The 11591-nt window shown below is 68.0% G+C and carries 10 protein-coding genes and 1 pseudogene; 3 read left to right on the top strand and 8 right to left on the bottom strand.

Features of this window, described 5'->3' with window-relative positions; all coding sequences use genetic code 11:
- Positions 1–538: hypothetical protein (locus RWO33_RS15990; protein WP_314106173.1), on the top strand; the 538-nt coding region annotated here is incomplete at its 5' end.
- Between the two features lie 114 nt (positions 539–652).
- Complete coding sequence (locus RWO33_RS15985; protein ID WP_145479104.1) at positions 653–1432, top strand: DUF481 domain-containing protein; 780 nt, start codon at positions 653–655, stop codon at positions 1430–1432.
- 134 nt (positions 1433–1566) lie between these two features.
- Here RWO33_RS15985 and hemC read toward each other — a convergent pair whose 3' ends face one another.
- The 5 genes from hemC to mdoH form a co-directional block, all read right to left on the bottom strand.
- Positions 1567–2478, bottom strand: coding sequence for a hydroxymethylbilane synthase (gene hemC / locus RWO33_RS15980; protein WP_314106170.1), 912 nt, complete (start codon positions 2476–2478; stop codon positions 1567–1569).
- A 232-nt stretch (positions 2479–2710) separates the two neighbouring features.
- Positions 2711–3481 carry a LytTR family DNA-binding domain-containing protein gene (locus tag RWO33_RS15975; RefSeq protein ID WP_314106168.1) on the bottom strand — a complete coding sequence of 257 codons (771 nt, stop codon included), beginning with the start codon at positions 3479–3481 and terminating at the stop codon, positions 2711–2713.
- Positions 3450–4496: a histidine kinase gene (locus RWO33_RS15970; RefSeq protein ID WP_314106167.1), complete on the bottom strand. Its 1047-nt coding sequence runs from the start codon at positions 4494–4496 to the stop codon at positions 3450–3452. Before RWO33_RS15970 ends, RWO33_RS15975 begins: the two co-directional genes overlap by 32 nt.
- A 3-nt stretch (positions 4497–4499) precedes the next feature.
- On the bottom strand, positions 4500–5174 hold the full coding sequence (locus RWO33_RS15965) for a carboxylesterase (protein ID WP_314106165.1): 675 nt from the start codon (positions 5172–5174) through the stop codon (positions 4500–4502).
- A 51-nt stretch (positions 5175–5225) separates the two neighbouring features.
- The gene (gene mdoH, locus RWO33_RS15960; RefSeq protein WP_314106163.1) at positions 5226–7130 is read right to left on the bottom strand and encodes a glucans biosynthesis glucosyltransferase MdoH; all 1905 of its coding nucleotides are present in this window, start codon (positions 7128–7130) and stop codon (positions 5226–5228) included.
- Positions 7131–7931: 801 nt separating this feature from the next.
- Between mdoH and RWO33_RS15955 the strand changes: the two genes are divergently transcribed.
- The gene (locus RWO33_RS15955) at positions 7932–8321 is read left to right on the top strand and encodes a DUF2628 domain-containing protein (RefSeq protein WP_145479098.1); all 390 of its coding nucleotides are present in this window, start codon (positions 7932–7934) and stop codon (positions 8319–8321) included.
- An 85-nt stretch (positions 8322–8406) separates the two neighbouring features.
- On the opposite strand, the gene RWO33_RS15950 is transcribed toward RWO33_RS15955, so the two are convergent.
- From RWO33_RS15950 to RWO33_RS15940, 3 genes and pseudogenes are all read right to left on the bottom strand, one after another.
- A complete protein-coding gene (locus RWO33_RS15950; RefSeq protein ID WP_314106160.1) occupies positions 8407–10359 on the bottom strand; it encodes a response regulator in 1953 nt (650 codons plus the stop codon).
- Entirely contained in the window at positions 10346–11206 is an 861-nt protein-coding gene (locus tag RWO33_RS15945; protein WP_314106158.1) for an ATP-binding protein, read from the bottom strand. The genes RWO33_RS15950 and RWO33_RS15945 overlap by 14 nt, the downstream gene beginning before the upstream one ends.
- Positions 11203–11591 (bottom strand): annotated as a pseudogene (locus RWO33_RS15940) (ATP-binding protein); the annotation flags it as partial. The gene RWO33_RS15945 and the pseudogene RWO33_RS15940, both read right to left, overlap by 4 nt.

The following is an 11591-nucleotide window of genomic DNA, read 5'->3' as shown; positions in this document are numbered from 1 at the left end:
GGCCACGCCCACGGCGCCGGCGGTGCCGGCAGCCAGCGATGCAGCGCAGGCGGTCCTGTCCGCCAGCCAGCGCTTTGGCCAGCTGCGCAGCTTCCACGCCACCCTGCACATGCGCGGGCCGCGCACGCTGGAAGCGGCGATGGACTTCGTGGCGCCGGACCGCTACCGGCTGCAGACCGGCGAAGGCGTGCAGACCATCATCGGCGACACGTTCTTCCTGCAGCGCGCCGGCGAAGTCCGCCAGGTACCGGTACCGCCGGGCCTGCTCGCGCAATGGCGCAGCCCGTTGCCTGCCGATGCGGTGGCCGCCGAGCTGCAGGTCGAAGACCTTGGCGAGGAGCGCATCGGCGGCGTATCCACGCGCCGCTACCGCGTGCGCCACGCCAGCGCCGCGCCGGACGGGCTGCTGTACTGGGTGGGTGCGCAGGGGCTGCCGGTGCGGATCGAACGCCAGGGCCAGACCCAGGGCCAGGCCTTCACGGTCACGGTGGATTACAGCCGCTTCAACGACGACACGCTTCGGATCGAGCTCCCCTGAACAGGGAAAAGTCCAAACCGACCCTAAAGCACGGACCGGGAAAGGAAAAATGGCGTGAAGGCATCAAGTATCATCACGTGTTGCTCCTCCCCCGCCTGATCCGGAGAACCGTTGATGTCTTTGCGCGTGACGTTGCTTGCTTCCCTACTGCTCAGTGCCCCCGTGGCCTTTGCCCAGGACACCACCGATCCGGCTGCGATGACCTCGCCGTGGAGCGGCAGCGGCGGCGAACTGGGCTTCGCGTCGGCGCGTGGCAACAGCAACACCGAAAGCGCCAACGGCCGCCTGCGCCTGCGTTACACCGATGACGACTGGGTGCACAGCATGGACCTGTTCGGCCTGCGTTCGCGTTCGGAATACACCGAAACCAACGATGTGGACGGCACGGTCACCAAGCGCAGCAACACCACCGCCAACCGTTACACCGGCAGCGCCGGCAGCGCGCTGCAGCTGGGCGAACACCGCCAGATCACCGCCACGGTGCGTTACGAGCGCGACGATTTCGCCACCTATGACCGCCAGAGCTCGTTCGGTCTGGGTTACGGCACCCGGTTGATGGACCGCGACCGCTTCTACATGGACGCGCAGATCGGCCCCGGTGTGCGCCGCACGCACAACACCGAAGACGACGAAACCCGCACCGGCCTGATCGGCCGCGGCCTGTTCGACGTGAAGTACTCGCTCACCCCCAACACCGACCTGGTCAACACCCTGCTGGTGGAATCGGGGTCGTACAACACCTTCGGGCAGAACGACCTCGGCGTATCGGTAAGCATGAACGAGCACCTGGCCCTGAAGGCCGCGTGGCAGGCGCGTTACAACAGCGACGTCGCCGAGGACAAGCGCAAGACCGACACCCTGACCACCATGAACGTGGTCTACAAGTTCAAATAATTCCTGCGCCATGTGCCGACCAACGGTCGGCACCTACCAGCAACGCGGACGGTCGGAACCGACCAGCAATGCAAACGGTCGGAACCGATCGGCAATTCAATCGGTAGGTACCGACCGTTGGTCGGTACGCCCCGTCAGACGGCGAGCAACTCACCGGCGCCGCCGTCCAGCAGCCCCTGCGCTACCGCCTTTCCAAGCGCATCCGGATCACGTCCCGGACCACGCGCTTCGGCGCGGATCAGGCGACCGTCGGCGACGCCGCCGACCAGCCCCTGCAGATACAGGTCTTCCCCTTCCCACTGCGCGTAGCCGGCCACCGGCACGTGGCAGCTGCCATGCAGCGCGCGGTTCATGGCGCGCTCGGCTTCCACGCAGGCGCGCGTGCGCGCATCGTCGAGCACGGCGAACAGCGCCATCACCCGGGCGTCGTCGCCGTTGCATTCAACGGTGACCGCACCCTGTGCCGGTGCCGGCAGCCACGCCGGCGCGGTCAGGCGCGCCACGATGCGCTGGCCCAGCCCCAACCGCTCCAGCCCGGCCACCGCCAGCACGATGGCGTCGTAGCCGCCGTTGTCGAGCTTGGCCAGGCGCGTGTTGACGTTGCCGCGCAGGTCCTGCAGCTCCAGGTCCGGGCGCAGCGCGCGCAGCTGGGCCTGGCGGCGCAGCGACGAGGTTCCCACCCGCGCGCCGATCGGCAGCGCGTCCACCGAGGCGTACAGGTTGGAGATGAAGCCATCGGCCGGGTCGTGCCGGGTCAGCATGGCCGGCAGTGCGAATGGCGCATCCAGTTCCATCGGCACGTCCTTGAGCGAATGCACCGCGCAGTCGGCCTCGCCACGCAGCATGGCCAGCTCCAGCTCCTTCAGGAACAGGCCTTTGCCGCCGATGGCGGCCAGCGAGCGGTCCAGTACTTCGTCGCCGCGCGTGCTCATCGGCACCAGCACCACGTCCAGCCCGGGATGGGCCTGGCGCAGGCGATCAGCGACGTGTTCGCTCTGCCACAGGGCAAGCGGGCTCTTTCGGGTGGCGATGCGCAGGGTGTCCATGCGCCATTATCGCCGGATGGAGCGTCACGACCAACGGTCGTGACCTACCGCCCCACGCCGCGCGGCGATCGCAGCGGCGGATACGCCACGCCGGCGGCGAACGCAGCGGCGGATAAGCCACGTCGGCGGCGAACGCGGCGGCGGGTACGCCACGCCGGCGGCGAACGCGGCGGCGGATACGCCACGCCGGGCGAAGCGGCCGGTAGGCCACGACCGTTGGTCGTGGCGGGCCTTACAGGTGCTTCAGATCCTGCTTCAGGCTGGCCACGCAGCGGCGACTGACCTCCAGCGGCGCTTTGCCATGGCGCAGCACGGCCTGGACCTGGCCCGCGCCATTGCGTCGCAGTTCCACCAGTTCGTGGCGCGCGACCAGGCAGTTGCGATGGATGCGCACGAAGCGGTTGGCGAACTCCTCCTCCAGCGACTTCAGCGATTCCTCGATCAGGTCCTCACCGCGTGCGTGGTGGACCACCACGTACTTCTCCTCGGCCTGCAGGTAATGGATGTCCTCGATCGGAATCAAGCGCAGGCTGCCGCGCAGGCGCGCGCACAGCAGCGTGCGTGCCTGCTGGCTGGGTGCGGCAGGCTGGCCGTTGCGGCCGGCCAGGAACATGCGCGCGCGCTCAAGCGCAGCGGCCAGGCGTTCGCTGCGTACCGGCTTCATCAGGTAATCGATCGCCGCCGCCTCGAATGCAGACAGCGCGTGCGCGTCGTACGCGGTGCAGAACACCACCGCAGGGCGCGGTTCGAAGGTCGCCAGGTGGCGCGCCGCCTCGAGGCCGTCCAGCCCCGGCATGGCGATGTCCAGCAGCACCAGGTCCGGTTGCAGTTCGGCACAGGCGTGCAGGGCCTGTTCGCCATTCTCGGCTTCGGCCACCACCACCACCCCGGGCTGCTCGGCCAGCAGGCTGCGCAGGCGCTCGCGGGCAAGCGGTTCGTCGTCGGCGATGACCACTCTCAAGCAGGCTTCCTCACTGGACGGGCACGAAGATGTCGCAGGCATAGTAGCCGTCGGCCCATGCTCCCGTCATCCGCGCGCCCGGCCCGAAGCGCCAGGCCAGGCGATGGGCGATGTTGCGCTGCGCATGCCCGGCACCCTGCATCAGCGGCAACGCGCGGGCCTCGGGATCGGGCGCGGGATTGCGCACCCGGATGTGCAGCAGGTTGCCTTCGCAGGCCAGTGAAATGTCGATCGTGCCGCCGCCCGGCAGGCGCGAGATGCCGTGCAGCACCGCATTTTCCACCAGCGGCTGCAGCACCAGCCGCGGCAGCGGCAGGGTCAGCGGCAACGGCTCCTGGCGGTGCCATTGCACCTGCAGCCGCTCGCCCAACCGCAGCGATTCGATGGACAGATACGCTTCGGCCAGTTCGCACTCGGCCTGCAGGTTGGAGTCGCCTTCGCCCGCGCCCAGCGCGGCGCGGAACAGGTCGGACAGGTCGAGCACCGCACGCTCGGCCACTTCCGGGTCGCGCCGGACCAGGCTGGCGATCAGGTTCATGCTGTTGAACAGGAAATGCGGGCGGATCCGCGCCTGCAGCGCATCGGCCTGCGCGCGGGCATTGGCCACGGTCTGCGAGGTCCAGCGGTCGCTGACATAGAAATAGCGCAGCGCCAGCGCGGCGATCAACGCGGTGACCGTGGCACAACCCAGGGTGAAGCGCCAGAAGCCGACATCCTGCGCGAAACCGTGCATGCCCAGTGCCGCATACAACGCGTGCACGATGCCGGTACACACCGCGGCGATCAGCGCGGTCATCGCCACGGCGACCGCCGCACCCAGCGCCTCAGGCAGGCGCGACAGCAGCCGCCGCGCCGCACACAGGCTGACCGTCGCCGCCAGCGCCAGCCAAAGCGCCAGGCCGCTGGCGGACAGGAAGTCGGACACGCTCCATTGCCTGCTGCCATCCGGTGCCAGCGCCACCACCACCACCACCAGCTCGGCCAGGCCCAGCATCGCGCCCAACCGCGGCAGGCGGCACAGCTCCGGCAACCACGGCTGCTGGCGCGGATCGTTCATCACTCAGGCGCTGGCGAAGCGTGCGTCAAGCCAGTCGCCCAGCGCCTGCAGTTCCTCGGCGCAGACGGCATGCGCCATCGGGTACTCGTGCCATTCGATCGGGAAGCCCAGGGTGTTCAGCACCCCGGCGGTATCCACCGCCACCGCCAATGGAATGACCGGGTCCTGCCTGCCATGGGCCATGAACACCGGCGGCCGGATACCATCGGCCACGCGCGCATCGGCCGCCGCCTGCAGGTCCGGCAGGTAGGTGGACAATGCGATCAGGCCGGCCACCGGCCGGGTCCAGCGCAGGGCCGCGCTCAGGATGACCGCCCCGCCCTGCGAGAAACCGGCCAGCAGGATGCGCTCGGCGGGAATGCCGCGGGCGATCTCGGCCTCGACCAGCGCATCCAGCGCCTGCACCGACGCCGTCACGCCGACCTTGTCCGCACGCGAGCGGAAGTCCATGCCGAGGATGTCGTACCAGGCGCGCATGCGCACGCCGTTGTTGATGGTGATCGGCTGTACCGGCGCATGCGGGAACACGAAGCGGATCGCCGGCCAGTGCGGACGCAGCAGCTCAGGCACGACCGGCGCGAAGTCATGGCCATCGGCGCCCAGGCCATGCAGCCAGATCACGGCCCACTGCGGGTGGGCGGCGGTTTCGTTGACGACGGTTTCCAGCGGTTGCGACATCGTATGGCTCCAGATCATTCCGGGCCATTATGGGGGAGATGCGGCGCCGGATCAGCGGCCGGCGCGCTCGGCGGCGGCGCGGCGCAGCTGCGCGGCGCGCACCAGGATGGTCGGCGGGCTGGTCTCTTCCGGGATTTCCATCAGCCGCAGGCGGTGCAGCAGTTCGCCGGCACGACGGTCGGAGGTCAATGCCACGACCGGCACCGCCAGCACCATGCCCACCACCACCGGCGCCATCCAGGCCGCGAGCGAGGGCGACACCGCATAGGCCAGCACGCCCATGAACAGGCCGAACACGCTCAGGCCACCATAGCCCTTGATCAGCGCCGGCCAGGAAATGCCGCCGTCGTCGCGCTGCTGCGCATCCCAGCCCGAATCCTTGCCGGCCAGCACTTCGGCCACGCCACGCGACTGCACGTACATCACCACCGGTGCCATCAGCGCCGCCAGCACGGTTTCCAGCAGCATGGACAGCAGCGCGCGGATGCCGCCGCCGCAGCCGCGGCGTTCGACCGGGTCCATCAACATGGCGAAATAGCCCAGCACCTTGGGCAGCAGCAGCACCGCCATGGTGATCGCGAACATGCGGATCACCTGGGTTTCGTCCTGCTGGCGCCAGTACACGCCGGGCGACAGGTGCAGCACCTCGCTGAAGTCGATGCCGCCCTGGAACAGCGGGATGGCGATGCCGATCAACATCAGCATCGCCCACATCGGCGCGGTGAAATAGTGGCCGATGCCGATCATCATGTGCATGCGGCTGACCCAGTGCAGCCCGCGCGAGCCCACCACCTTGGCGTGCTGCAGGTTGCCCTGGCACCAGCGGCGGTCGCGCACCAGCATGTCGCTCAGGGTCGGCGGGCCTTCCTCATAGCTGCCCTTGAGGTACGGCACCATGTGCGTGGCCCAGCCACCGCGACGCATCAGCGCCGCTTCGACGAAATCGTGGCTGAGCACGTGCCCGCCGAACGGCTGCCGGCCCGGCAGCGGGGGCAGGCCGGCGTTCTCGGCGAAGGCCTCGGTGCGGATCACCGCATTGTGCCCCCAGTAGTTGCTTTCAGCGCCGTGCCACCAGGCCACGCCGCGACCGATCACCGGGCCGTAGACGCGCCCGCCGAACTGCTGCATGCGCGCGAACAGGGTGCGCCCGCCGATCACCGCCGGCAGGGTCTGGATCAGGCCCACGTCGGGGTTGTGCTCCATGCCGGCGACCAGGCGCACGATGGTGTCGCCGGTCATCAGGCTGTCGGCGTCCAGGATCAGCATCTGCGGGTAGCCGCCGCCGAAGCGGCGCACCCAGTCGGCGATGTTGCCGGCCTTGCGCCCGCTGTTGTCGCCACGACGGCGGTAGAACAGCCGTGCGTGACCCTGTACCGCATCGCACAGCTCGGCGAAGGCCTGCTCTTCGGCCGCCCCGATATCGTCGCGACGGGTGTCGCTGAGCACGAAGAAGTCGAACTGTTCCAGCTGCCCGGTACTGGCCACCGACTCGTAGATGGCCTGCAGGCCGGCCAGCAGCCGGCGCGGGTCTTCGTTGTAGGTGGGCATCAGCAGCGCGGTACGGGTATGCACCTGCGGCAGCGGTTCGTCCGGGTCGATCCCGAGCTTGTAGCCGCGGTCGAACACGGCGGTAAGGAAGCCGGCCAGCGCACCGGCGAACGACAGCGCGATCCAGGCGAACAGCGCCACGAACAGCACCAGCAGGCAGCCTTCGAGCACGGTGATGCCATTGACCGCGAGCACCTTCCACATCATCGCGGTGGCCGCCACGGTCATCGCCGCCGTACCGCCGAATACATAGAAGCGCCGCAACGCGATCATGCGCGGCGCGGTGCGCTGCCGCGGCACCTGCAGCCGGCCCTTGGTGAAGCTCTGCTCCGGCATGCCCATCGGGGTTTCCGCGGGCAGCACCGTGCGACCGGCATCCAGGGCGGCATTGACGTGCTGCACACTCATGCGCGGCTATCCTGCGCGCCGGCAGCGGTCGGCGGGTGCGGGATCAACCTGATCCGGGCGCGCGCAGCGGCGCGATGGGGTCCTGCCACGGCGCGGCCAAGGGCGGCGCCCTGCTGATGTGTGTGACTACCGGAACCCACGAACTCTCCACGGCACTAGGCGAAAAATGCGGCTCAGCATAGGGGGCCAAATGTAAGCCGGGTGCGAAGGGGCTTTCGCCGCATTCTCCCCCATTCAGCTAACGCCGGGGAGGCCCGTCGCTCCCTGGACCGCGCAGGTGGGCGCAGCCCTTGCTGCACAAGGCTTTCCTATTCAGCATCAGCACTGCCGTCGGTGCGGGAACAGGCGCATTGAGGGGCGGCTTCAGGGCCAGGCGCGAACGTTGCCGGCCCAATTCTGCGCAGGCGTGTGCCTGGCGCGGTCGCTCAGGCCGGGGTCGCCTCCGCGACGACGTCGGTCGCTACCGGCGGACGTGCCAACGCACGCGTACCGACATGGGAAAACTGCAGGTGCGCAAGCAGATGCTGCGCCTGGGTAGCCACCGGGCAGGGCAGGATGCGGGGGCCAGCTTCCGGCCGCTCGGGGGACGTCACTACACTCGACATGGTCTGAAGTTTCTCGTTGCATTCCAGTTCGCCGCGGGGCCCGTGCCGCGCGGAATGCGAACCCTATATCAATTCCCGGACGAATGTGTGACGGCACCTGCACGGCAGGACGGGACGCACGTGCAGCGTCAGAAAACTGGCGGAAAACGATGCACTCCATCTATCATGTAACCGTTTACACAACTCGCAAGTGGATATGGATTCCAACATCGCCTCATCGCACAGCCCCAAGTGGCAGTTCCGTTTCGATTTCTTCAACGCCCACGGCGCACCCAACACGCCGACGTTCAAGGCGGCCTACAAGGCCCTGCCGTTCGGCCAGAAGATCAAGGTCAATTTCAACTTCTTCGCCCTGTTCTTCGGCTGCATCTACCTTTTCATCCTGGGCATGTGGCGCAAGGCACTGACCATCCTTGGCCTGACCCTGGTGCTGGGCGTGGTGCTGGCCTTCCTGCCCGACCCGATCGGCCGTGGCCTCGCCGCAGCGTGGTCGCTGTTCATCGCGCTGACCACCAATTACAACTACTACCTGGAACAGGTGAAGGGCGACACCAGCTGGAACCCGTTCAAGGGCATGCGCTGGTAAACCGCGCCCGGCACTGAAAAAGAAAAACCCGGTCGATGACCGGGTTTTTTTTACTGCCGAATCGCACACCCGCGCCGCAGCGCGGTCACGGCGCGCCGAACATCGCGCGCACGCTGCGCAGCAGCTCATTGACGCTGAACGGCTTGGGCAGCAGCGACATGCCTTCGCCGAGGAACTCGTCCCGTACCGCGGCGCTTTCGGTGTAGCCGGTGATGAACAGCACCGGCAGCGTCGGCCGCAGCACCCGGGCCGCGTCAGCCAGCTCCCGGCCACTCATGCCGGGCAGGCCCACGTCGGACAGCAGCAGGTGCACCTCGCGGGTGGAATGCAGCTCCAGCAGCGCCTGCTGGGCGTTGATCGCCTCCACCACCTGGTAGCCGGATTCGACCAGCATCTCGCGCACCATCATGCGCACCGAATCGGTGTCGTCCACCAGCAGGATGCGCTCGGCATGGCCGCGCTGGATCTGGATCGGGTCGGCCTGCGGTTCTGCCGCCGGCTGCTGGCCTTCCGGCAACAGCAGTTCGACCTCGGTCCCCTCGCCCGGCTCGCTGGCGATGCGGGCGCTGCCGCCCGACTGGCGCGCGAAGCCGTAGGTCATCGACAGGCCAAGGCCGGTGCCCTCGCCCTGTGGCTTGGTGGTGAAGAACGGCTCGAAGACTTTTGAACGCAGCTCGAGCGGAATGCCACTGCCATTGTCGATCACCTTCACGCTCACGTAGGAGCCGGGCGACAGTTCATGGTCCCGCTCGATGTGCACGCGGCCCGCGCGCAGCCGGATCAGGCCCTGGCCGGCCAGCGCGTCGCGTGCATTGATCACCAGGTTGAGCATGACATTCTCGAACTGGTTGGAATCGGCCACCGCCACCAGCGGCTCCTGGCCCAGCTCCAGTTCCAGTTCGATGTTCTCGCCGATCGAGCGACGCAGCATGTCTTCCAGCGACCGCGCCCGCGCGACCACGTCGAACGGCTGCGGGTCCAGCGGCTGCTTGCGCGCGAACGCCAGCATGCGCTGGGTCAGCGCGGCGGCGCGGTGCGCCGATGCGGTGGCGATGTCGACGTAGCGGCTGGCCTTGTCCCACTTGCCGCTGCTGGCGGCCATTTCGATCATGTCCAGGCCGGAAATGATGGTGGTCAGCAGGTTGTTGAAGTCGTGCGCGATCCCACCGGTCAGCTGGCCCAGGGAATCCATCTTCTGCGCCTGCATCAGCTCCATTTCGGTGCGCTCGCGTTCGGCGATCTGGAAGGCCAGTTCGCTGTTGGCGCTCTCCAGTTCCTGGCGCTGCTCCAGCTCGCGCACATGGCGCTCGGTGATGTCCTCCACCAGCACCAGGCCGAGGCCGGGAGCGCTGTACGGGGTCACCCGCCATTCGGTCATGCGCCGGCTGCCCTGTATCTGCAGCGCAAACGTGCCCTGCCAGCGCTCGCCTTCGGCCAGGGCCACCTTCATGGCGCTGATCGGTCCAGGGTGGTGCTCAAGCAGCGCTTCCATCCGCGCCGGGCCGAGGTCACCGCCGGCATCATCGCCCAGCAGCCGCTTGAAGGCGTCGTTGGCCTCGTGCACCTGCAGCTGCGCATCCAGCACGCCGATCGGTGCGTAGATCTGCCGGAAGATCTCGCCGAAGCGCGCCTCGGCCTCGCCCAGCGCTTCTTCCGCGCGGCGCGCACGCAGCAGGCTGCGCAGCGTCGCCAGCAGCACGTCCGGGTCCACCGGATGCACCAGGTAGGCGTCAGCACCCGCGTTGAGGCCGGTGATCAGGTCCCCGGTGGCGATCGACGCGGCAGACACATGCACCACGGGCAGCAGCAGGGTGCGCGGCTCCGCGCGAAGTTGCCGCACCACATCGAAGCCGCTCATGTCGGGCAGGTTGACGTCCAGCACCAGTGCACCGAAATCCTGCGACCTCAATCGCGCCAGTCCGTCTCCACCGGTACCCGCCTCTTCCACCCGGAAGCCGTGGTGCTCCAGCACGCGCCGCACCGCGTAGCGGGTGGCCGCGTTGTCGTCGACCACCAGGATCCTGTCACGCGTTGGCATCAGCAGTCTCCGCGGCAAGCTTGAGCGGCAGGGTGACATGGAAATCCGAACCGACGCCGAGCTCGCTCACCACCCCGACTTCGCCGCCCAGCAGCTCGGCGAAGCGCTTGCACAGCGACAAGCCCAGGCCCGTGCCGCGCAGGCGTTTCTGCAGCGGCGTATCGACCTGCACGAAATCCTCGAACAGGGTCGACAGCAGGTCCTGCGGGATGCCGATGCCGGTATCGCGCACGCTGAATCGCACCGACTGTTCGTCCACCAGGCAGGCCGACACCACCACCTGGCCGTTCGGGGTGAACTTGAGCGCGTTGGAAATGAAGTTGCGCAGGATCTGCGCCAGCTTCTTGTCGTCGGTGTACAGCATCGGCAGCGCCGGCGGATCTTCGAACACCAGGTCCACCTGGTTGCCTTCGGTCAGCGGCCGGAACATGCCGCGCAGCGCCGAGAACAGGTCCATCAGGTCGAACCATGCCGGGGAAATGGTGATCCTCCCCGCCTCGATCTTGGCCAGGTCCAGCAGGTCGTCGACCATCTCGCGCAGCTCGCTGGCCGAGCCGCTGATGAAGCGTACCTGGCGGCGCTGCTCGTCGTTCAACGGTCCATCGAGGCCATCTTCAAGCAGGCGGGTCATGCTCAGGATCGAGCCCAGCGGCGTGCGGAACTCGTGGCTCATGTACGAAAGGAAGCGGCTCTTGAGTTCGGACACCTCGCGCAGCTGCTCGGCCTGCTGGTCCAGCTCGGCGTACAGGGCGAGGACACCCTGGTTGGTTTCCTCCAGTTCGGCGCGCAGCGCGTCGGCTTCCGCGCGCAGCTGCTGGATTTCCAGGGTGGGAGGAAGGTCGTTCAATGCAGGTCTCCGAGCCGCAGGGCAATGATGCTGGTGTCGTCGCGGCCACGATCGAAGTCGCGCTGCAACACCGCCACGATCAGCGCCGGGTGGCGGTGGAACAGGCCGGGGTAGCTGCGCAGGGACCAGCGCGCCTGCAGTCCATCACTGTGCATGAGCAGCAGCGTGCCTGCCGCCGCGTGAAAATGGAATGGTTGCGCCTTGCGGAACTGCTCCCCGACGATGCCGGGGTGCGAGGCCATCCCACGGGTGGCGGTAGGCTCGCACAGGGTGGCCGAGATGTTGCCGATGCCGGCGAAGTCCACCGCGCCGGTGGCCACCTCGACCCGGGCCACGGCGGCCGCCCCGCCCCGGGTGCCGGACATGCCTGCGTGCAGCGCCGTGA

Source organism: uncultured Stenotrophomonas sp. (assembly GCF_963519925.1).
In the GTDB taxonomy this organism is placed as follows: domain Bacteria; phylum Pseudomonadota; class Gammaproteobacteria; order Xanthomonadales; family Xanthomonadaceae; genus Stenotrophomonas; species Stenotrophomonas maltophilia_AE.
The sequence above is the reverse complement of the archived record's forward strand: the minus strand, read 5'-3'. Positions and strand labels throughout refer to the sequence as shown.